Origin of the sequence: Lentibacillus sp. Marseille-P4043 (assembly GCF_900258515.1) — a bacterium.
Taxonomy (GTDB): domain Bacteria; phylum Bacillota; class Bacilli; order Bacillales; family Amphibacillaceae; genus Lentibacillus_C.
Genome location: NZ_LT984884.1, coordinates 199,237 through 221,382 on the forward strand (window position 1 = coordinate 199,237; position 22,146 = coordinate 221,382).

19 protein-coding genes, 1 pseudogene and 2 riboswitches are annotated in these 22,146 nt (G+C 37.3%); of the genes and pseudogenes, 9 read left to right on the top strand and 11 right to left on the bottom strand.

Annotation, left to right across the window (positions count from 1 at the left end; all coding sequences use genetic code 11):
* Positions 1–26 precede the first annotated feature (26 nt).
* Complete coding sequence (locus C8270_RS00965) at positions 27–392, bottom strand: nucleotidyltransferase family protein (protein ID WP_158701550.1); 366 nt, start codon at positions 390–392, stop codon at positions 27–29.
* A gap of 560 nt (positions 393–952) precedes the next feature.
* Here C8270_RS00965 and C8270_RS00970 point away from each other — a divergent pair.
* Positions 953–1,162 (top strand): hypothetical protein, encoded by a 210-nt coding sequence (locus C8270_RS00970; protein WP_106494697.1) that lies wholly within the window; start codon positions 953–955, stop codon positions 1,160–1,162.
* A gap of 187 nt (positions 1,163–1,349) precedes the next feature.
* The gene (locus C8270_RS20345; protein ID WP_234028450.1) at positions 1,350–1,772 is read left to right on the top strand and encodes a hypothetical protein; all 423 of its coding nucleotides are present in this window, start codon (positions 1,350–1,352) and stop codon (positions 1,770–1,772) included.
* 62 nt (positions 1,773–1,834) lie between these two features.
* Here C8270_RS20345 and C8270_RS00980 read toward each other — a convergent pair whose 3' ends face one another.
* Entirely contained in the window at positions 1,835–3,169 is a 1,335-nt protein-coding gene (locus tag C8270_RS00980) for an NCS2 family permease (RefSeq protein WP_106494698.1), read from the bottom strand.
* 137 nt (positions 3,170–3,306) lie between these two features.
* Positions 3,307–3,407, bottom strand: a riboswitch (purine riboswitch).
* 354 nt (positions 3,408–3,761) lie between these two features.
* The gene (locus tag C8270_RS00985; RefSeq protein ID WP_158701551.1) at positions 3,762–3,986 is read right to left on the bottom strand and encodes a hypothetical protein; all 225 of its coding nucleotides are present in this window, start codon (positions 3,984–3,986) and stop codon (positions 3,762–3,764) included.
* A 232-nt stretch (positions 3,987–4,218) separates the two neighbouring features.
* Between C8270_RS00985 and C8270_RS00990 the strand changes: the two genes are divergently transcribed.
* The 3 genes from C8270_RS00990 to C8270_RS01000 all read left to right on the top strand — a co-directional run bounded on the left by C8270_RS00990 (position 4,219) and on the right by C8270_RS01000 (position 8,049).
* Positions 4,219–5,805 carry a type I restriction-modification system subunit M gene (locus C8270_RS00990; protein WP_106494700.1) on the top strand — a complete coding sequence of 529 codons (1,587 nt, stop codon included), beginning with the start codon at positions 4,219–4,221 and terminating at the stop codon, positions 5,803–5,805.
* Positions 5,805–7,034: a restriction endonuclease subunit S gene (locus C8270_RS20350; RefSeq protein WP_234028451.1), complete on the top strand. Its 1,230-nt coding sequence runs from the start codon at positions 5,805–5,807 to the stop codon at positions 7,032–7,034. Before C8270_RS00990 ends, C8270_RS20350 begins: the two co-directional genes overlap by 1 nt.
* An 85-nt stretch (positions 7,035–7,119) precedes the next feature.
* The gene (locus C8270_RS01000; RefSeq protein WP_106494701.1) at positions 7,120–8,049 is read left to right on the top strand and encodes a site-specific integrase; all 930 of its coding nucleotides are present in this window, start codon (positions 7,120–7,122) and stop codon (positions 8,047–8,049) included.
* A gap of 35 nt (positions 8,050–8,084) precedes the next feature.
* Here the strand turns inward: C8270_RS01000 and C8270_RS01005 are convergent, their stop codons facing one another.
* Together C8270_RS01005 and C8270_RS20560 are read right to left on the bottom strand one after the other, a co-directional pair.
* Complete coding sequence (locus C8270_RS01005) at positions 8,085–9,317, bottom strand: restriction endonuclease subunit S (protein ID WP_325034795.1); 1,233 nt, start codon at positions 9,315–9,317, stop codon at positions 8,085–8,087.
* A gap of 45 nt (positions 9,318–9,362) precedes the next feature.
* A pseudogene (locus tag C8270_RS20560) lies at positions 9,363–9,854 on the bottom strand (restriction endonuclease subunit S); the annotation flags it as partial.
* 95 nt (positions 9,855–9,949) lie between these two features.
* On the opposite strand from C8270_RS20560, the gene C8270_RS01010 reads away from it, so the two are divergent.
* From C8270_RS01010 to C8270_RS01020, 3 genes are all read left to right on the top strand, one after another.
* A complete protein-coding gene (locus C8270_RS01010; protein WP_106494703.1) occupies positions 9,950–13,009 on the top strand; it encodes a type I restriction endonuclease subunit R in 3,060 nt (1,019 codons plus the stop codon).
* Positions 13,010–13,814: 805 nt separating this feature from the next.
* On the top strand, positions 13,815–14,090 hold the full coding sequence (locus tag C8270_RS01015; RefSeq protein WP_234028452.1) for an AbrB/MazE/SpoVT family DNA-binding domain-containing protein: 276 nt from the start codon (positions 13,815–13,817) through the stop codon (positions 14,088–14,090).
* Complete coding sequence (locus tag C8270_RS01020; RefSeq protein ID WP_106494704.1) at positions 14,090–14,425, top strand: type II toxin-antitoxin system PemK/MazF family toxin; 336 nt, start codon at positions 14,090–14,092, stop codon at positions 14,423–14,425. Before C8270_RS01015 ends, C8270_RS01020 begins: the two co-directional genes overlap by 1 nt.
* Positions 14,426–14,483: 58 nt before the next feature.
* On the opposite strand, the gene C8270_RS20565 is transcribed toward C8270_RS01020, so the two are convergent.
* Positions 14,484–14,612, bottom strand: a complete 129-nt coding sequence (locus tag C8270_RS20565) for a hypothetical protein (protein ID WP_267894823.1) — start codon at positions 14,610–14,612, stop codon at positions 14,484–14,486.
* Between the two features lie 527 nt (positions 14,613–15,139).
* A complete protein-coding gene (guaA, locus tag C8270_RS01025; protein ID WP_106494705.1) occupies positions 15,140–16,675 on the bottom strand; it encodes a glutamine-hydrolyzing GMP synthase in 1,536 nt (511 codons plus the stop codon).
* Between the two features lie 103 nt (positions 16,676–16,778).
* Between guaA and C8270_RS19630 the strand changes: the two genes are divergently transcribed.
* Positions 16,779–17,219, top strand: a complete 441-nt coding sequence (locus C8270_RS19630) for a hypothetical protein (protein ID WP_158701552.1) — start codon at positions 16,779–16,781, stop codon at positions 17,217–17,219.
* Positions 17,197–17,298, bottom strand: a riboswitch (purine riboswitch). (Overlaps the previous gene by 23 nt.)
* Positions 17,299–17,359: 61 nt before the next feature.
* Here the strand turns inward: C8270_RS19630 and C8270_RS01035 are convergent.
* The 4 genes from C8270_RS01035 to C8270_RS01050 form a co-directional block, all read right to left on the bottom strand.
* A complete protein-coding gene (locus tag C8270_RS01035; RefSeq protein ID WP_106494706.1) occupies positions 17,360–19,576 on the bottom strand; it encodes a DUF4129 domain-containing transglutaminase family protein in 2,217 nt (738 codons plus the stop codon).
* A complete protein-coding gene (locus C8270_RS01040) occupies positions 19,573–20,838 on the bottom strand; it encodes a DUF58 domain-containing protein (RefSeq protein ID WP_106494707.1) in 1,266 nt (421 codons plus the stop codon). Before C8270_RS01040 ends, C8270_RS01035 begins: the two co-directional genes overlap by 4 nt.
* Positions 20,838–21,797, bottom strand: a complete 960-nt coding sequence (locus C8270_RS01045; RefSeq protein ID WP_106494708.1) for an AAA family ATPase — start codon at positions 21,795–21,797, stop codon at positions 20,838–20,840. The genes C8270_RS01040 and C8270_RS01045 overlap by 1 nt, the downstream gene beginning before the upstream one ends.
* A gap of 166 nt (positions 21,798–21,963) precedes the next feature.
* Complete coding sequence (locus tag C8270_RS01050; protein WP_106494709.1) at positions 21,964–22,143, bottom strand: hypothetical protein; 180 nt, start codon at positions 22,141–22,143, stop codon at positions 21,964–21,966.
* Positions 22,144–22,146 lie beyond the last annotated feature (3 nt).

The window sequence follows — 22,146 nt, forward strand, 5'->3', positions numbered from 1 at the left end:
GTCTGGAGGAAACACGTTTGAAATCGTCAAGCTTCTCGTATAGCCTTTCCTTGCTCGTATACAATCACCCCATCTCGTTTAATATTGTCTATCAATGCATTTTTTGTTAAACGATCCGTGAAAATAATATCAATTTTCAAGTGTGTCAGCATTTCTTGGATGGTAAATTCAATTAAGTTTTGCTGTGTATGAGTAACGTTATTTGTATAAATTGCTAAATCAATGTCCGAACGCAAATGAAAATCCCCTCGTGCTCTTGATCCAAATAGGACTACTTTTTTAATTAAAGAATTAGATGAACAATGCGCCAGTAATTCATCGATAAAACGCTGAGAAATTCCAGTTAGTTCCGCCAAATTCCCGGGTATGATAACGACATCGCCTCCAATCAATCTTTTGTTTTTAAGTATACCAAAAATGATGAAGGAAAACGAAACAACAACGAAATAAGGCTGACGCAAAAATATGCATCAGCCCTGTATGTTCTAACTTGAAATACAATTTCGGAAGTTTCATATGCTGGTATTCATTATCACAGCTGGAGTTTTGTATTGTATTCACTTTTTCTTTACGCGGTAATTAATGACCCTATTTACATTATTCCATTACAGTTTCTACACGGTTTAACATTTGACATATGTTATTTGTCAGCTTTCCAATTCTATTTCGGGGTTATTTCCTATATTACATCAAGCAACAGGCCACTTGTTTTTTTGCAGTTTTCTTTGGAATCTCAGGAATAGTTGGATCGTTAACTAAAGAGGCGCTAATAGTTCAAATGTGAATAAAAAATGAAACAACATAAACAAGATTTATAAATTCACATTTTCCCGACCCATACTACCATTAGAAAATTATTAATCTATTGAATTCCGATAACTATTCAACATTGTATAGATTTCTATTTTACGTTAAAATTAAAATAGAAATCTATACGAAGGGATGTGATTTTATGAAAAAATTATTTACTGTTGGATTAACATGTTTTGCATTACTGTTCTTGGTGAGATATGTATATACTGGAACAGAACCCACCTCTACAACTATTCAACAAAAACAGGATAAAGTTCCTTTTGAGAATGCGAAATTAATTGATAGTAAAATCGATGGCAAAACCGGAGTAAAAGTTGATGTATATACTCTGGAAGGTTGGGAAAAGTGATTATATGAAAAGTATAGTAGGAATATTGTTAACAGTATTTATAGCTTTATCTTTTTTTGGAACAACAACATATGCTGAAACTAAACCTCTTTCTATAACTAATTAAAAAGAGCAGCATGAGATTTCCTTTGAAAATGCAGAATTATTAGAAACGATAACAGATGAAAAAACTGGAGTAACAATTGACGTGTATAGCGCAAAGGAACCTATATCAGATCTTGTCCCATTTGCGGGTAATGGCAATTGGGATGTATTAGATGGGGAAATATGGGTGATGAATGGAGATATTAACGATGTGCAAAAAGATGGAGTCTATTACTCTACGGGCGGAGATTATGCTTTAGTGATTCCACCCCACGAGATGGATGAGCTTAAAATGGGTTCTCGACCAGGAATAAACATAGAATTATGGGAAGATGATCCTGTAGATGACGATTATGTCGCCTCTTATTTTGTTAACGGTGTAATGAATCATCCTAATTATTATATTGCATTTCGTAATATTGGTAGTTATGTTGATGGTGCGAATAAAAGAGCAGAATTTTACACCACTCACACATCTAACTACACAGTTTTAGATCAAGCATTGTATGTTCAATATTTTGATTAAATAATAAAATAAGTGAAACTCGTTCATGGCTGGCGCAAAAAATATGCACCAGCCTTGTTTATCTAACTCAAAAATATAAAATACAACACAAATATCACAAACAACAAATACATAATCGGATTAATTTCCTTGATGCGCCCTTTCATGGTCATTGTAATCGGATAGAAAATGAACCCAATCGCAATCCCAGTTGCAATGCTATACGTTAACGGCATTGCTGCAATAGTTAAAAACGCTGGTACAGCAATTTCAAATTTATCCCAATCGATATCTTTCAATGCTGATGACATCAAAACCCCAACAATAATTAAAGCAGGTGCAGTCACTTCAGAGGTAATAACACTTAATAATGGCGAGAAAAATAATGATAAAACAAACAGTCCAGCTACAACCACCGCAGTAAAGCCGGACCTTCCTCCTGCACCAACACCTGCTGAAGATTCAATATACGATGTCGTTGTTGATGTACCGATAACAGCACCAACTGCTGTTGCGGTCGAGTCAGCGAATAGTGCCTTTCCGGCGCGTGGGAGTTTGTTATCTTTCATCAAACCGGCTTGAGTCGCAACTGCTACAAGTGTTCCAGCTGTATCAAAGAAATCAACAAAGAGAAATGTCAAAATAACCACAAGCATATCCGTGGAAAAAATATCACCAAAATGGGCAAATGCCTCACCAAAAGTAGGCGCTACACTTGGTACTTCCCCAACAATGCCACCAAGGCCTGATGGCGGATCAATCAATCCAGTTAAAATACCTACGATAGCTGTCAGGATCATCCCATAAAAGATTCCACCCTTGATATCTAAGCTAAGTAAAATAACCGAAATAACAATACCGAATATCGCGAGCAAGACAGTTGGTGATGTCAAATCACCGATCGCAACTAACGTTGAATCACTGCCAACAATAATGCCTGCATTCTGAAATCCAATAAAAGCAATAAAAAAGCCGATTCCAACACCAACTGCTAACTTCAAATTAGCTGGTATCGCATTAATAATTTTTTCCCGTAAACCAGTTAATGTTAATACAATAAAAATAAGTCCTGAAACCAATACACCGGATAATGCTGTTTGCCACGGAATCCCATAGCCAAGTACTACCGTGTAAGCAAAAAATGCGCTTAATCCTATCCCAGGTGCTAAAGCAATCGGATACTTCGCAATAACTCCCATGAATAGTGAACCAATAGCACCAGAAATGGCTGTCGCGGTGAAAACGGCACCTTGATCAATACGGGTTACGCCTTCCGGGAGATCCTCAACCCCCACTAACGCTAACGTTGCCGGATTTACAAATAAGATATAGGCCATTGCCAAAAAAGTTGTTAATCCTGCCATAAATTCGGTTTTATAATTTGTGCCTAATTCCTCAAATCGGAAATACTTTTTCATGACTACTCCTCCTCAGATCAAAAAAATAAGGCACTTTTGATCATTGACCAAAAGTGCCACACTTAGACTAGCAAGCAAGAGTAATGAGAAAGAGAATGTGAGCACAAACAATTTTGCCTGTGTGTTCAACATACTGCTAACATTACTGAAACCTGCGTAGTCAGACCATTTACGGTGGTCTGGTAGAAACTTTGGGCCTTATCCTCCAAATTATACGCATTGCTTTATTTAATTTTTTGTCTCGCTTTAAAGGGTAATAACACCCTACCAAATGATAGTTTACTATTTACGGAAGCTAATGTCAATAGAAACCGAATATTAATCGTTTTTTTATGGTGATTGTTCGTTTTTATTACGCCATAATATTACGCCAATATAGTGCAAACTCGTTGATATGATAGGCTTTTAGGAAATACCAAAAACTAAACATGAAAAAGTGTGCCATGACTGTGCCACGCTTTAATATAATTCAATCTCTCTTTAAACTTTTTCTCATTTCCTTGATCTGTTGATAAATAGTATTATTCCTGCCCCTCTAAGAAGGCGGCATTGTTTTCATCGTCGTTAATTTATCTTTTTCATCATGTGAACACTAGCAGTAGTTTCCAGAATCAAGGTCTTTTATTAATTTAGTAGATGTATTTCTGATTTGCAAAGGAACCGGTTCATTATTGATTCCTTCACATCCTTCCTTGCTCTCTGAATTGCTTTGTACAGCACTTGATTTGAGTACTAAGGATAAATAGATAACCACTTCTGTTAGATGAACATCGCCAAAACCATTCGGATGATTTATCGCTGCTACCAAGGTTAACAATATCCCCAACTTCCAGAGACTTTAAGACAAAAACTTACTCTGGATAAAAGCGCCGAATTCACTATCCGCTGAAAAAAGTGATTCCTGCTGTTAGTTAACCCAATTTACCCCATTTAATATTTAATATCGTTAGATTCTTGTAAATCAGCAATATCAATCTACTTTATTTTCGCTTATAATAAGCGTAAGTCTTTTTTTTAATGATTAAAACGAATTGTTAGGAGAAAATGTGATGTCAGAGAATATTTCAAGAACATTGTACCAATCATTATGGAATTCCGCAGATATTTTACGATCAAAGATGGATGCCAATGAATATAAAAGTTACTTATTGGGATTAGTATTTTATAAATATTTATCAGACAAGATGTTACTTAAAGCATCTAACCTATTAGAATTGGAAACGGATGACGTCAATCAAGCACAAGAAAATTATGAAGCAGCCTACAAAGATGATGAGTTGCATGAAGATTTAGTAGAAGCTGTAAAAGACGATGTAGCCTATATTATTGAACCAAAGCTAACATTTACTGCATTGGTAGCAAAGATACACAAAGGGGTTTTCCAATTAGAAGATTTAGCGCAAGGATTCCGTGATATCGAACAATCTAGTGATATTTTCGAGAACCTATTTGAAGACGTTGATTTGTATTCAAAAAAATTAGGAGCAACCCCACAAAAACAAAATCAAAGTATTTCTGATGTTATGAAAGAGTTAGCCCAACTAGATATTGCTCATGAAGGAGATATGCTCGGGGATGCTTACGAATATCTCATCGGTCAATTTGCCTCGACTTCTGGAAAAAAGGCTGGTGAATTCTATACCCCTCAGCCCGTATCAGAATTAATGACACGAATTGTATTAAATGGAAAAGAGAATCAAAAAGGTTTTACGGCTTATGATGCTGCAATGGGGTCCGGCTCGTTACTCTTAAACGTCAAGAAGTATTCAAATGAAACTGGAACAATTTCCTATTTTGGACAAGAACTAAACACTTCCACTTATAATCTAGCACGTATGAACATGATATTGCATGGTGTGGATATGGCAAACCAACATTTACATAATGCTGATACATTAGATCAGGATTGGCCAACAGATGAACCAACAAACTTCGATGCGGTATTAATGAACCCGCCCTATTCGGCGAAATGGTCTGCTGATAAAGGTTTTTTAGATGATCCAAGATTTTCGATGTACGGTGTATTAGCACCAAAATCAAAAGCTGATTTCGCATTCTTGCTTCATGGATACTATCATTTGAAAGATAATGGAGTTATGGCAATCGTTTTACCTCATGGCGTACTTTTTAGAGGTAATGCAGAAGGAAAAATCCGAAAAATATTATTAGACAATGGCGCCATTGACACCGTAATTGGATTGCCAGCCAATATTTTCTTTAATACATCAATTCCAACAACAATTATTGTATTAAAAAAGAATCGGTCAACTAAAGATGTATTATTTATTAATGCATCCAAGGAATTTGAAAAAGGTAAGAATCAAAACTTATTAAAGGCAGAACACATAGAAAAGATACTCAAAACATATATCGAACGGGATGATGTAAATAAATATTCACATCTTGCCAGTTTTGTTGAAGTGAAAGAAAACGACTATAACTTAAACATCCCGCGTTATGTCGATACTTTTGAAGAGGAAGAACCTATTGATATTGTTGGGCTCGGAAAAGAAATATTATCCCTCAATAATGAAATTGAGGAAGCAGAGCAATCTTTTTTAACGATGCTCGATGAGCTTGAGGTAACTGATGAAAGTAAAGACATCATCGAAGCAACAAAAGAGGTGTTTCGATGATGAATAGAAATAAAAAAAGAGCTCCTGAAGTCCGGTTTAAAGGGTTTGTGGAAGATTGGGAACAGCGTAAGTTGGAAGACATTGCCGATATTAACCCCAAGTCAATTCTTCCAACCGAGTTTGAATATGTTGATTTGGAATCAGTTATTGGAACTGAATTAACTTCACACCAAACAAAAAGAAAGGAATCAGCCCCCTCTCGTGCTCAAAGATTAGCTCAAAGAGGTGATATTTTTTATCAGATGGTTAGACCATATCAAAAAAATAATTACCTTTTTGATTTGCCATATGATAACTATGTTTTTTCTACAGGATATGCTCAAATAAGACCCAATATAGTTAGTTATTTTTTATTCAGTAGACTTCAAGAAGAAAAATTTGTATCAAAAGTTCTTAATAGATGTACAGGAACAAGTTATCCCGCAATTAATTCAAATGATTTGTCTGAAATTGAAGTTGGAATTTCTCCAATAAAAGAAGAACAGAGTCGCATAGGGGAATTCCTCAAACATCTTGACAATACTATCGCTCTTCATCAGCGAAGAGTAAGTAGATTAAGACAGTTAAAGAAAGGCTTTTTGCAGATGATGTTTCCTCAAAAAGGGAAGATTGTGCCGAAGTTGAGATTTGCTAATTTTGATTCTAAATGGGAACAGCGTAATTTAGGGGAAATCGTGGAAAGAGTTAAATCATATGCCCTATCTCGTAATTTTGAAACGAGCAATTATACAGGATATAAATATATACATTATGGTGATATCCATACTAAAGTTGCTGATATAATAGACGAATCCAGTGATTTGCCAAATATAAAAATTGGAAACTATGAATTTGTGAAAAAAGGGGATTTAGTATTAGCTGATGCTTCAGAGGATTATCAAGGGATAGCTACTCCTGCTGTAGTTACTATTGATACGACATATAAGCTAGTTTCTGGTCTTCATACAATAGCTTTGAGGCCTAAGAATGATGATTCCATGTTTCTCTACTATTTATTCAATTCCCCTACTTTTAAAAAGTATGGTTATAAGACAGGAACTGGAATAAAAGTATTTGGAATTAGCACTACGAATCTTTTAAAATTTTATAGCCAATTTCCAACAAAAGAAGAGCAAGAGAAAATCGGTAGCATCCTAAAACAACTAGATAAAACTATCGCTCTTCATCAAACAAAGTTTGGTAAAGTACAAGCATTAAAAAAAGCTTTCTTACAAAAGATGTTCATCTGATCTGATTTATCTTTTCAAAAATAATTAATCTCCTAATAATAGAATTGGTGATTGTTTCACTAACTATAATTAGGAGGTTTTTATTATGCCAAGAAAGAAAAAATCAGCGCAATTGTTTCATGAATACTTTGAGGAGTGGATTGAATTGTACAAAGTGGGGGCGATTCGAGAAGTTACGCTACAAAAGTATTATATGAGTCTACAACGAATTGTAGAGTTAGTCCCCAAATTAAAAATGAGCGAGTTGAACCGAAAAAGTTATCAAAAATTGCTCAATGATTATGCTCATACTCATGAAAAGCAAACAACGATGGACTTTCATCATCAGCTAAAAGGAGCAATTCTAGATGCAGTCGATGAAGGACTAATTGAACAAAATCCAACTCGTAAAATCATTATTAAGGGGAAAACGCCAAAAGAGAAAAAAATTAAATTTCTTAATCAGTATGAAGTGCAAGCGTTGTTAAAGCAATTGAATCTTCAGCATGAGATTAATTGGGATTGGTTCATACTTCTAGTTGCAAAAACAGGGTTGAGATTTTCAGAGGCCCTAGCACTTACACCAAGTGATTTTGATTTTTCAAAACAAAAGTTAATTGTTGAAAAAACGTGGAATTATAAGGTAACAAAAGGAGAGTTCCAACCGACAAAAAATGAATCTTCTAAAAGAAAAATTCAGTTAGACTGGCAAACAGCTATGCAATTTTCTCAACTAATCAAAAATATGGACATTAATAAACCTATCTTTGTAAAGGGAAGAGTGTTTAATTCTACAGTAAATAATCGATTGAAAGTATTATGCTTAAAGGCAAATATTCCAGTTATTACTATACATGGATTGCGCCATACTCACGCTTCATTTCTTCTTTTTGCAGGTGTATCTATTGCAAGTGTTGCAAGAAGGCTTGGACACTCAAGTATGATCACAACACAAGAGACATATTTACACATTATTCAGGAATTGGAGAATCAAGATAATGATAAGATAATGAGATATTTATCCACTTTGATGTAAGTTGCTATCTATAAAAAGGCACACTTGGTGCCTTTTTAAATAAACATTTTTTGTAAATACGCTTTTTTTAACGATTGAAGTTTTTCAAGCTTAGTGTGATGAAGAGTGATAGTGTCGTTAAGTCGTTTGAAAAATTTGGCTATTTTAGCCTGCTCATCTAAAGAAGGAATTAAAATATCTTGATCTTTTACCAACTCAGAATTGATATTTACTTGTGATCCTGGCTGACCGTATTTTTGCCATTTTGGTCGATACATTTCTAACCACTGAAACATGAATTCTTTATTGAAATAGGGATTCATAAACACAACAAATCCATCATGAATACCTGTCTTAATATAGTTAATCACAGGTTTTCCCACAGTAGCTGCTATGCTTAGTATTAGGTGTGGTTCATTCAACACCAAGGTTCTTTTTTCGCCCTCTTCAGAAATATGTTGTTCAACATAATAAATACGACCATCTTGTTCTGTAACATCTGAAATTCTTAACCATCCTATTTCACTTTTTTCATCAAACCATCTTTGATCTTGTATCGGCCTTGGACTAGCCCCACGACGTATCTCAGATAAATCCCCTAACTTACGCTGTTCCCATCTATAATCAAAATTAGCAAACCTTATCCTCGGCACATCTTCCTTCTTTTGAGGAAACATCATCTGCAAAAAGCCTTTCTTTAACTGTCTTAATCTACTTACTCTTCGCTGATGAAGAGTGATAGTGTCGTTGAGTCGTTTGAAAAATTTGGCTATTTTAGCCTGCTCATCTAAAGAAGGAATTAAAATATCTTGATCTTTTACCAACTCAGAATTGATATTTACTTGTGATCCTGGCTGACCGTATTTTTGCCATTTTGGTCGATACATTTCTAACCACTGAAACATGAATTCTTTATTGAAATAGGGATTCATAAACACAACAAATCCATCATGAATACCTGTCTTAATATAGTTAATCACAGGTTTTCCCACAGTAGCTGCTATGCTTAGTATTAGGTGTGGTTCATTCAACACCAAGGTTCTTTTTTCGCCCTCTTCAGAAATATGTTGTTCAACATAATAAATACGACCATCTTGTTCTGTAACATCTGAAATTCTTAACCATCCTATTTCACTTTTTTCATCAAACCATCTTTGATCTTGTATCGGCCTTGGACTAGCCCCACGACGTATCTCAGATAAATCCCCTAACTTACGCTGTTCCCATCTATAATCAAAATTAGCAAACCTTATCCTCGGCACATCTTCCTTCTTTTGAGGAAACATCATCTGCAAAAAGCCTTTCTTTAACTGTCTTAATCTACTTACTCTTCGCTGATGAAGAGTGATAGTGTCGTTGAGTCGTTTGAAAAATTTGGCTATTTTAGCCTGCTCATCTAAAGAAGGAATTAAAATATCTTGATCTTTTACCAACTCAGAATTGATATTTACTTGTGATCCTGGCTGACCGTATTTTTGCCATTTTGGTCGATACATTTCTAACCACTGAAACATGAATTCTTTATTGAAATAGGGATTCATAAACACAACAAATCCATCGTGAATACCTGTCTTAATATAGTTAATCACAGGTTTTCCCACAGTAGCTGCTATGCTTAGTATTAGGTGTGGTTCATTCAACACCAAGGTTTTTTTTTGGCCTTCTTCAGAAATATGTTGTTCAACATAATAAATACGACCATCTTGTTCTGTCACATCTGAAATTCTTAACCATCCTATTTCACTTTTTTCGTCAAACCATCTTTGATCTTGTATCGGTCTTGGACTAGCCCCACGACGTATCTTAGATAAATCCCCTAACTTACGCTGTTCCCAAGTATTTTCCCCTTAAATTCCTGGTTCCATATGATACACTAATAGTATCTATAGGCCTATTTCAGTACGAAAATTGAGGTGTAAGCATGAGATACGAAACTACTCCAGAAGCAGTCATAGAAAATAATTTAATTAAACAGTTGGTTAGTGGCGAATCCCAGTGGACTTATCGTAAAGATTTGCGTTCGCAAGCAGATTTGTGGAACAACTTTAGAGAAAAACTGGAAAACAATAATAAAGATGTTCTGAATGAAGTGCCCTTAACAGAACAGGAATTTCGCCAAGTTCAAAACCAATTAAACTTTGTGAACTTCTATGAAGCAGCACGTTGGTTGTCAGGTGAAAATGGGATTGCAAAAGTCCAAGTACAACGGGAAGACGCAACTCTAGGCACTATTCGATTGCGTGTTCTAAATCGTGCAGATATTGCTGGGGGGACGTCATCCTACGAAGTAATTAATCAATTTGAAAGCTCAAAAAGGACGTTGGAAGATCAAAATCGCCGCTTTGATATAACGCTATTAATTAACGGATTACCAATGATACATATTGAATTGAAGAATCGAACTCACCCATATATGGATGCTTTCCGGCAAATTAAGAAGTACTTAAAAGAAGGAAAGTTTAAAGGTATTTATTCTTGTCTACAAATGTTTGTGATAACAAATGGAACAGATACTCGCTATATCGCAACAGCGATAGATACTAAATTAAATGAACAATTTATAACAAAATGGGTGGATAAAGATAATAAACCTGTCGGCGATTATTTAGAATTCGCACGTGATGTCTTATCGATTCCCCAGGCACACAAGATGGTGACACAATATACGGTTATAGACAGTGAGAAAAAAGCATTAATTCTACTGCGTCCATATCAGATTCATGCAATTGAAGCGGTCAAAGAAGCGTCTAAACGACAAGAATCGGGCTATGTTTGGCACACTACCGGCTCAGGTAAAACACTAACCTCATATAAGGTAGCTCGCAACCTTTTACAAATTCCATCGATCCAAAAGACCATCTTTATTGTCGACCGAGTGGACTTGGATCAACAAACCACTTCTTCGTTTACTTCATATGCAGAAAATGATGTGATTGAGATTGATGAAACGGATAATGTGAATGATTTGATTAAAAAACTATTATCGAATGATCGTAATGTTATTGTAACGACCATTCAAAAACTAAATCATGTGATGAAACGATTTAATGGGAAGGAACATTCAAAACGTTATCACACACTTACACAATTAAAAGTTGCTTTTGTTGTAGATGAATGTCATCGTGCTATCTCACCTCAAAAGAAACAAGAAATTGAACAATTTTTTGTACGTTCATTGTGGTACGGTTTTACCGGAACACCCATTTTTGCCGAAAATGCCAAACAAGCAATTGGTAATCTACCAAGAACAACGGAACAACAGTATGGCAAGAGATTGCACGAATATACAGTTAAAGAAGCGATTCATGATCAAGCTGTATTAGGATTTCAAATCGAATATAAGAGTACTTTTTCTGAAGAAGAATTGGATCAGGCACTCCTTCAATTACAAGGAGAAACCAACATCGATCTCGATACGATGGAAATGTCCGCCAAAGAGGCTTTTTTGCCTATAGACATTTATGAAGATGAAAAACATATGCTGCAAGTGATGCATTCGATTATAAATAAATCACGACAAAAACTAGGATTCAAAAAAGGTTCAGGGCAAACGTATGAAGCCATGTTAACAACTTCTTCTATCGCACAGGCGCAACGCTATTATGATATAATCAAAAGGATAAAAGCAGGTGAAACTACTATTCAAATTAGCGAGGAAACAAAACGCGTTCTACCTGATTTTCCAAAAGTAGCAATTACATATTCCATATCAGAAAATGAAGAAGCTTCATCGTTCAATCAAGACAAGATGAAAGATTCCTTGCATGATTACAATTCGGATTTTGGTACAAGTTTTACACTGGAGACAATTCGAGCATATAACAGTAATGTCAATGATCGCTTGGCACGAAAAAAAGAAAAGTACTTTTCTCGTTCTGAGCAATTGGACTTAGTTATTGTCGTTGACCGATTATTAACAGGATTTGATGCACCATGTCTATCTACATTGTTTATTGACCGACCACCAATGAAACCACATAATTTGATTCAGGCATTCTCTCGAACAAATCGTTTATTCGATAAACCAAAGAAATATGGACAAATCGTGACATTCCAAACACCGAAGACATTTGAGGAAAAGGTCAAAAAGTCCTTGGTTTTGTATTCAAATGGCGGAGAAAATGATGTTTTAGCACCGGAATGGGAGGAAACCAAACAAGTATTCCTAAAAGCTATACAAGAATTGCGTGAAGTGGCAGCTTCTCCAGAAGAAGTAGAGTTTCATCATATTCCTTTTTTGAAAAAGTTTGCGAAAGCTTACCAATCTTTAGATAGGGCATTTTCTGCCGTACAAGTATACAGCGAATTTGATGAGAGCGATTTAGGAAGTGTTTTTCCCATTCAATTTAAAGAAATAGAAACCTACCAAGGAAAATATCATAATGCATTAGAAGTAATCAAAAGTGAGAAAAATAATGATCCATCTAAACCCGTGGAAATTGATATTGAATACGAATTAGAATCTATTAAAACAGAAGAAATCAATTACGAGTATATCTTAATGCTTATTCAATCCTTCGTGCCATCTGGGAATGACGAATATGAGTTAATTCCTGATAAGGACGAGAAAACCGTAGCAGAAGTGAATAAGTATATTGATGATTTAGGAAAAAACAATCCAAAATTAGCGGATTTAATGAAGCAATTATGGAATAATATCCAAGAAAATCCAGAATATTATCGTGATCAAAATGTTTCCGTATTGCTAGAAAATATGATTCAAGCAACAAGCTATGAACTGATTGGAAACTTCGCCCAAAAGTGGTGTGTGAACGAAGATAATCTTGATTTCGTAGTATCCAATTACAATCCTAGTCGCAAACGCCAAAATGGTGAATCAGCGCTGAAGGATACCAGTGATTATGGTAAGTATAAACAAGCAAATCATGATCCAGTTAGTAAATTGAAGTATTGGAAAGCTGTGCGTCATGATTTGGATGAACTTATAACAAATGAAATATTGCCACTGAGAAAAAGATAATATGTAAAATGAGGGTGAAGAAATTAATTTCATTGAATTAGATTCAGATAGCTTTACGACTGAATATGAAAAGCTAAACTTGGCATTGGTTGATTTTGACTATATAGGAAACCCTGATCATTTAATTAATTATCTTATTTATGAAATGCCTTGGCAGAGATAATAAGTTAAGTACAAGCAAAGGATTAGTGGATGACTACTATATTAAATTCAATTGGCAAAAGATGACCTAAAAGAAAGGTCATCTTTTTCTATCTATAGATTAAGCAGCTTTATTAATCTATGGACAAGCGATGATACACAAATTAAACATTATAGGAGCAGCCAATATATAAACCTGGGAAAAATGCTTGCACATTTGTATATGATAATCGAAAAATGAGCCACATGACAACTAATATTGAGCCACCATAAGTTTGTGAATTTTATTTACCACAAAACTTAATAGGATTTATATGGAGAGGCGGGCATGATACCCTGATTGGGGGTGCGAAACCTTTTCCACCGCACGACTTCGCAAAGTAATCATGCCCGTAGAGGCTCCATGTCAATCCTACGCAGTAATAAAATATATTATCTAAGTTTATGAATTCCTCTAATTTCAAGTGGCTCAAAATTAGTTGCGAAATACAACATTCAATTGATATATTTCACTTACTCTTATGCCTTGTCATCTATGTTCACTACGTCTAAATTTTTTTGAAGTAGATCACATAATTCTCTATCATTACTTTAAAAATCATGTATCAAAAAGGTTAATCACGTATATACTGACATATATACAAAATTAAAAAGGAGTGATATCATGGAAACAAATCATAATAAGGGGGATTTGACAATGACCACAAAAGCAGCAAAATGGGGAAATAGTGTAGGTGTTCGTATTCCTCATAGAATAGCCCAAAAATATGGTGTACATGATGGAACGGAAATTCAAATAGAAGCTGACGGAAAAAATGGAATTATTTTAAAGCCAATCGTGGAGAAAGACCCGACACTTGAGGAATTGTTAGAGGGAATCACCGAAGAAAACAGGCACGAAGAATATTTCAAACGACCAATGGGAAGGGAATCACTGTAATGGAATCATTGAAAAAGGGTGATATTGTGTTTATGCAATTTGACCCGCAATCAGGTCATGAACAAGCAGGATATCGCCCTGCAATCGTATTATCAAAGGAAATATTTAATAGCCGCACTCATTTCGCTGTTGTTTGTCCGATCACCAAACAAAAGAAGGGTTATCCATTTGAGGTTGAATTACCAGAAGGGTTAGAAGTTGAAGGAGTTATTTTAACCGACAAACCAAAGAGTATGGATTGTCATTCCCGAAATGTCAGGGTAGTCGGGCAAGCACCGGAAAGCACTGTTCATAAATGTATCAAACGAATTTATACCTTTTTATCTTTAGAATGATTAGAGCTACCCTAAAACTTGAGGATATCAAAGGAATAAAATAATAGCTGCCGTTGTCTTAATTGTTTTGCATATGAGGCAATCGAAGCATGATAGACGTTCCTTGTCCTCGTTTGCTTTTCACCTCAATGTTTCCATCATAAGCAGTAATGAGCAGTAATGATTTGATGGACAATTGCCATACCAAGCCCAGTTCCCACTGATGGTGCTTCTGTATACTTCGAGTTTTAGTAGGATAGATTCTAAAACTTTAAGACTTTTCCCACGGTGTTCAATATACCTATGTTATAATCAATTTATCAATAGACTGGTTTCACATGAGGGGTTAAGGTGGCACTTGTCGTCTTGTCGGTTGTTTATGGCGGGAGACTTCCCAAGTGGGGAGGTGTTGCCAATGGATTTTGAAAACGTACTAGCGTTAATGATATCCTTCGGGATGTTAATAGCGTATATCATGTCGGATAAAAACCATAAAAAGTAATCCCTCATGGAACTTTAGCAGGTATGTGAGGGATTACTTTCCTTAATGCTACCTAGCCCCTCTTGATGGGGTTCAGTTTATTGTGACCGAAGATGCTGGCAGCATCTTCGGTCTTTTCATTATATGTCGTCTTACAAACAGTATACCCTATTTGTAAGATTAAAAACAACTAAATCAAACACCACTAAACCATTTTCGCATTCCTTAAAATCCCTTGCTTATACTTCTTTTCCTTATTCCCACTCAATCGTTGCAGGTGGCTTGCTCGTTACATCATACACGACTCGATTAATGTGCTCTACTTCATTAACCATTCGTGTCGAAATTTTTTCCAGTATATCCCACGGAATTCGCGCCCAATCAGATGTCATGCCATCAATCGATGTCACGGCCCGGATCCCGATTGTGTAATCATATGTCCGTGCATCGCCCATCACACCAACACTTCTTATGTTCGGAAGTACGGTGAAATATTGCCAGATATCTCGATCTAATCCTGCTTCTGCTATTTCTTCTCGTAAAATAGCATCAGACTCACGTACAATTTCAAGCTTTTCCTCGTCCACTGCACCAAGAACTCGGATAGCTAAGCCAGGACCTGGAAATGGTTGGCGCCAAACAATATGTTCAGGAATGCCCAGCTGAATCCCAAGCTCACGTACCTCATCCTTGAACAATGTATTTAACGGTTCAATTAATTCAAACTGCATGTCTTCCGGAAGTCCGCCAACATTATGATGGGATTTAATTGTTTGTGCTGTCTCTGTCCCGCTTTCAATCACATCTGTATACAACGTCCCTTGGGCAAGAAAATCAATGTCTTTTAATTTTGCTGCTTCATCATCAAAAACATAAATAAATTCATTCCCGATTATTTTACGTTTCTTCTCGGGATCGTCCACGTTTGCTAACTTCGATAAAAAGCGTTCCTTGGCATCGATTTTAATAATATTCATGTGAAACCCATCCGCGAATGTCTCCATCACTTCATCGCCTTCATTTTTCCGAAGTAATCCATGATCAACAAATATACATGTTAGCTGGTCACCGATTGCTTTATGAATAAGCGCAGCAACAACCGACGAATCAACGCCTCCACTCATGGCACACAATACGTTACGGTTGCCAACCTTTTCTTGAATCTTGGCAACTTCCATATCGATGAAGTTTTCAATTGTCCAATCACCAGCACACCCACATGCATCAAAGACAAATTGCTTTAATAGGTGGTTTCCATATTCCGAGTGCCGAACTTCTGGATGAAATTGTACACCGTATAATTTCTGTTCGGCATTACTCATTGCTGCGATAGGTGTGGAAGGACTTGTTGCATCAATTTTAAATGATGCCGGAGCTTCCATAACTTTATCGCCATGGCTCATCCACACCGTTTGTTCCTTTGGTGTATCGTTAAAAAGTAGTGCATCATGGCTAAGTTCGATAAGTGCTTTGCCATATTCACGATTTTTTGCTTTCTCCACTCGGCCACCATAATGCAATGTCATTAATTGCATACCGTAGCATATACCCAAAACAGGTATACCTAAATCAAAAATCTTCTCATCACAGCGGAAGCTATTTTCATCATATACACTATGTGGACCACCTGATAGGATAATACCTTTAGGATTCATTTGTTTAATTTCATTAGCCGTTAATTTATGTGAATGGAGCTCACTATACACACCAAACTCCCGAATGCGTCTAGTGATCAGCTGATTATATTGACTACCAAAGTCTAATACCAAAATCATTTCATTATTATCCATGTCTTCACTCCTACTATTACTGTCTACTTCGTGCTACTTGTTGCGCGGGTTATGGCCCGGGTTGCGCGACTTTCGGCCCGGGGTGCGCGACTTATGGCCCGGGGTGCGCGACTTTTCGACCGTGGTGCGCGAGTTTCGGCCCGGGGTGCGCGACTTTCCGACCGGGGTGCGCGACTTTTCGACCGTGGTGCGCGAGTTTCGGCCCGGGTTGCGCGACTTTTCGACCATGGTGCGCGACTTTCCGACCGGGTTGCGCGACTTTCCGACCGAGGTGCGCGACTTTCCGCCCGGGATGCGCGGCTTTTCGACCGTGGTGCGCGACTTTTCGACCGTGGTGCGCGAGTTTCGGCCCGAGGTGCGCGACTTTCGGCCCGAGTTGCGCGAGTTTCGGCCCGGGGCGCGCGACTTTCCCATCTTTATCGTCCGCCTATTAAAAAAACCTGAATTTCCACCTAAATTGTATCTCAGAGCATCCTCCAAGGCTACAAAAAGGCAGAAATCCAGGTTAAGTAATCCAAACCATATAGATATTCCGCCTTCATAGTCAGGACATTTACGGTGCCCCGGTAGAAACTTTCGAACCTTATTATCGAGGATATACGAACGGCGTAAAAATATTCAATTTGTTCAAGCTAGATTTTTCTGCTTAATATTCTCTTATTCTACTAACATCGGACAACATGGTCAAGCCATTATCCGTTTAATTAAATTTTTCCATAATTCGTTCAGTTGCTTCATTTCTACTTGACTCATTTCATTATTATATAACATCCGCTCATAGTACGCTGTAAGTTGTCCCATCTCATTGGTACCATAGCGCTCGTCAATTCGCGCAGCATATTCACGCAGCGTTTGACCTGGTTCCATTGCTAATCCATTGTGTTTTAATACCTTCAAAATATGATGATAAGCCTCTTGATACGTTTTTGCTCCACTATGTTGCTGATTAATTTTTCTTGATAAAAAGAACGTTTTGATCCGGAAACGCAAGAAGTAGACAATGGCCACAAGAATTACTAAGAAAATTACGGCCCCGGCAACATACCAGCCGTTTATGCCAGTACCCTCTTTTTCGGATGCCGTACTGGCTGTGGTATCTTCTTCCTTCTCTTTCTCCTGTTTCATTTCCTGCTCTGGCTCTTCTTTATCTTGTTGTTCTGGTGGTGTATCAACTGCTTCTTCTTGTTCTTCCATATTGTCTACATCTACATAAAAGTCGGTTAGATTAGAAAATCCTTGTGTCGGTTCGAATGGGACCCAGCCTGTTCCGGGAAAATATACTTCTACCCATGAATGGGCATTCGCGCTTGTCACTTCATACACATCATAAGGGTCATCCGCTTTCCCTACATCTTCCGCTACCTTTTCGCCACTTGCAAAACCTTTTGCCCAACGCGCTGGGATATCAAGCGTACGTAAGAGGACAACCATTGATGTTGAGTAATTATCACAATAGCCTACTTGCGAATCAAATAAAAATTGATCCACATAGTCCTGATTACCCTTAGGAACCGGTACATCTTTCGTTTGATACGTAAAACCATTTCGGCCAAAGTATTCCTCAACAGCACGGGCTTTATCATACCGGTTAGTTTGAGATGATGTAATTTCCTGAGCGAGCTCACCAACTCGTGCCGGTAATTCTTCAGGCAACTGGGTATATTGTTCACTTATACTGTTCGGATCATCCATGCTTGCTTTGCGCAATTTATCAATAGCAAATGATGGATAATCATACGTAATGGTGTAATTTTCCAGACTTACATCATTTCCTGCTACCTGGGTACGAATTTCACCAGTGTTTGCATCTAGTAAAAAATCGGCATTCATATTGTCATCGACCTGACGTACGCCATATGGATATACCAACTTATCGATATCCGTGTTGCCCTGAAATTCTATAATCGTTTCACGTCTGTTAGTTTCAACACTTTTATCAAATGTTTCCAATGGTATGGCGCCATTTTGTTGCATTTGATAGTTTGACTCTGAAGACCTCTCCCATCCTTTTCCTGTATAAACGTCTTTTGTTTCAATTCGCCAATAATGTTTTTCTTTTGCTGCTGCTTGAAATACAGGCGTGTAATCTTGAACGAAAGAACCACCTAGGCGGGAATCATCCTCCCCATAGCCAACTTTATGAATACCGGATCCTTCGCCAGAATCGCCTGCACCCTCTGCTGCACTTTTTATAAATGGAACTGGATCCGGCCATTGTGGATCGAACTTCGGTGCAGCATACCCAATCAATGTTGAAAACAGAACAACAGCAACGATTGGCAGTGCCCATACCGATGTTTTCTTAATCCAGGCAAAGCGAATTGACTCTTGGTCCATCACTTTAAACAAGTTAGCCAATCCAAGCGCAATGAAAGAAATAATAAATGTTCGTATGATAGAATCGCCTGCCTCATACGCCGTAAACGTATCTAACAGGCTTATATAAATAATCGTCAACAGCACGAACAAGAAAATCCGCTTCATATAAACAAACCAATAGTATAACAAGTAACTCATCAGCCAAATCAACAGTAAAAATAATAGACTACGAAACAGCGGAGTTAGATTATACCAACTTTGGTTGACTAGTGCTTGGAGATTAAAAGCAAGTTCCATATAAAAGCTTTGAAACCACTGTCCACTCAGAAACGCGTACGTCATAAATAGGTGATTCAAAATGAGTAACATAGCAGCACCTTTCATCAAAAAGGAAAGCCACCATTTCATCTCAAACATCGAAATAACAAAGCAAAAAGCCGCATACACAATAAAAATAGACAAATTACGCGTATCCGTAATTTGCTCCACTGGGTATAACCATTCTAAAAACATGAAAAATCCACAGCAATACAGAATGGAGGTGTAAATAAATGGTACTTTCCTGGTTGTAAGCAAACTCATAACACACTCACCTCCACTGTACGTTGCACTAATTGTTCTTCCGTCACCACATTGACTACAACCCCTTTAAATTGAAGCTGTTGGATCAGACGATGTTCATGCTTGGTTATGCGTGCTGCTGCCTGCACGTAGATAACGATGACAGACTTAGAACGTTGCCTAATTTGTTGCAGCGTTTCCTTCAAAGCATCATCTAAATGTGTCGTCATTACCATCATGACAACACCATTTGCCATTTTCATTGACTCTTCCTTCAGTTTTACCGCAAATGGATGAATCCCATCAGGTTGAACCTTTGTTAAATGTCGCATCAACAACTCCTTTTGGGTTGGATCCTGGTGAAACGGGAAATGTTTGGCTTCCCTACCAATCGTTACAAACTCTGCTTGCGATTGCTGTTTGATTGCTTCCATCAGTGACAGACCTATTTCAATTGCCGCTTCATATGCCAAAATATTGATTCCATCGTACGAGCAACTATCCAAAACCAACAGTGTATCCGTACTTTTTTCCTGTTCAAATTCCTTTGTCATCATTGTATTTTTCTTTGCCGTTTGTTTCCAATCTATCCATGAAAATTTATCACCAGGAAGGTACTCGCGAATTCCTGTTGCAACGTTCGTATTTTTTAAATTCAAGGTATTCGAAGCGATTGCTCCCTGTTCAAAGCTGCTGATCCGTTCCGCCATTCTGACCGGTCGTTCATTCGGATATGCGATGAATTGATTTTCAGCTTTAAATACGTGTTCCTTGTTAATAAAACCAAACAAATCGCCTGTCTTAATCCGTATTGCCCGAAATTGATGTTCACCCCGTGGTACTTGTTCAATTCGATAATTCCACTCGATGACACGGCGGAATCCAGGAAATAAAACTTTCTTGATAATCCGATTATAATCTAATTGTTCCGGTTGATCTAAATGATGGTATTTCTCCATACGGTTATCTACCTTTTTTAATGATTCAGGGAAAATTTCTTCACAAACACAATAATACAAAGGATATGGAATGGAGCGCTCCATCCTAACCTTTACTGTAACCGTGTCACCAGACCGAACAATATGATGGGATACTGTTCGCGTAACCTGCCACTTCTGGAGCGGATAAAAGAGCAATCCAATATGATAAAGGAAGATTGGTAGATAACCAAAAAATAAAAACCAGCTAACAAATCCACCTTGAAACATCGCAAAAGCATATAGCAATAGTAACAAAAGAACGTTAAAAAGGAGCTTCCCAATAAAACGCATCATGCTGTTCATTAACGAAATTCCTTCCGAATCGGGATATGTGCATTCCTTATGATGGATTGAATGACTTGTTCACTGGACAGCCCGTCGTATTTTGCCTCTGATGTTAAAATAATCCGGTGTGCTAAAACATAAGGAGCTAAATATTTCACATCATCAGGTACAACATAGTCCCGTGCGTAAATGTATGCATATGCCTTTGCCGCCTTCATCAAGGCAATAGACGCTCTCGGGCTCGCGCCAAGATAAATCGCCGAATGTTCCCTTGTTGCCGTTGCTAGATTTACAATGTAACGCTGGACATTTTGGTCGATATAAACATGTTGGACTTCTGTCTGCGCTTCAATCAATTGGTCTTTTGTCATAACAGCATTAATCGTCTCAATCGGATGACGCGTTGCTGTTCGTTCTAAAATTTCCATTTCTTCTTCCAATGTCGGATATCCCATTTTTAGCTTTAATAAAAAGCGATCAAGCTGTGCTTCTGGCAGTGGATATGTTCCTTCATATTCGATTGGGTTTTGAGTTGCCATAACAAAGAAGGGTTGCTTAAGTGGGATCGTGTTGCCATCAACCGTAATATTCTTTTCCTCCATCCCTTCAAGAAGAGATGATTGCGTTTTTGGTGATGTCCGGTTTATTTCATCGGCCAGTACAATATTTCCTAAAATCGGCCCGGCCCGAAACTCGAATTCTAGTTCCTTCGGGTTATAGATTGATATTCCGGTAACATCTGATGGTAATAAATCAGGGGTAAATTGAATCCTGCTAAACTCACAATCCAATGATTTTGCCAATGTGCGAACAAGCATCGTTTTCCCTACACCCGGGACATCTTCAAGTAGCACATGGCCCTGAGCGAGGAGTGCCACCAAACTTAGGGTAGCTACTTCATCCTTTCCAATCATCACTCTATTAATATTCGATAATACGTTTTCTATTTTTTCATTATACATAATCGTCTCTTGCATCTCGTTATTAACCCCTTCCTAAACAGCAAATTCCTATCATTTTGCCTACATTAACTATACTAAAAATACACGATGAAGTAAAAGCACAATTATAGGTAGTTTTTGATTATTAAAATAATTGCTATATCCATTGTTTGCTGTTCAGAAAGGTTTTATACTTTGGCCTCTAGGATTTCTCATCCGTCCCTTTTTCCTCCTTCTTCCATGGCGGGTCACCAAAATTGTGAAGCTTGCGATTAAGTTTATACGTTATAAACGGAACAAGAAATGCTAACACTGCACAAACAATTAACGTCGTTTCATCTAAAAGCCCTAGAATATCCTTCCACATCCCTTTTTCACCCATTTC

Bases quoted from the DNA above. Each gene is read 5' to 3' on its own strand.
- C8270_RS01020 (WP_106494704.1), top strand. From the start codon at position 14,090: ATGGAATCATTGAAAAAGGGTGATATTGTGTTTATGCAATTTGACCCG.
- C8270_RS01040 (WP_106494707.1), bottom strand. From the start codon at position 20,838: ATGAACAGCATGATGCGTTTTATTGGGAAGCTCCTTTTTAACGTTCTT.
- C8270_RS01015 (WP_234028452.1), top strand. From the start codon at position 13,815: ATGGAAACAAATCATAATAAGGGGGATTTGACAATGACCACAAAAGCA.
- C8270_RS00970 (WP_106494697.1), top strand. From the start codon at position 953: ATGAAAAAATTATTTACTGTTGGATTAACATGTTTTGCATTACTGTTC.
- C8270_RS01035 (WP_106494706.1), bottom strand. From the start codon at position 19,576: ATGAGTTTGCTTACAACCAGGAAAGTACCATTTATTTACACCTCCATT.
- C8270_RS01000 (WP_106494701.1), top strand. From the start codon at position 7,120: ATGCCAAGAAAGAAAAAATCAGCGCAATTGTTTCATGAATACTTTGAG.
- guaA (WP_106494705.1), bottom strand. From the start codon at position 16,675: ATGGATAATAATGAAATGATTTTGGTATTAGACTTTGGTAGTCAATAT.
- C8270_RS01050 (WP_106494709.1), bottom strand. From the start codon at position 22,143: ATGGGTGAAAAAGGGATGTGGAAGGATATTCTAGGGCTTTTAGATGAA.
- C8270_RS00980 (WP_106494698.1), bottom strand. From the start codon at position 3,169: ATGAAAAAGTATTTCCGATTTGAGGAATTAGGCACAAATTATAAAACC.
- C8270_RS01045 (WP_106494708.1), bottom strand. From the start codon at position 21,797: ATGCAAGAGACGATTATGTATAATGAAAAAATAGAAAACGTATTATCG.
- C8270_RS01010 (WP_106494703.1), top strand. From the start codon at position 9,950: ATGAGATACGAAACTACTCCAGAAGCAGTCATAGAAAATAATTTAATT.
- C8270_RS00990 (WP_106494700.1), top strand. From the start codon at position 4,219: ATGTCAGAGAATATTTCAAGAACATTGTACCAATCATTATGGAATTCC.
- C8270_RS01005 (WP_325034795.1), bottom strand. From the start codon at position 9,317: ATGATGTTTCCTCAAAAGAAGGAAGATGTGCCGAGGATAAGGTTTGCT.
- C8270_RS20350 (WP_234028451.1), top strand. From the start codon at position 5,805: ATGAATAGAAATAAAAAAAGAGCTCCTGAAGTCCGGTTTAAAGGGTTT.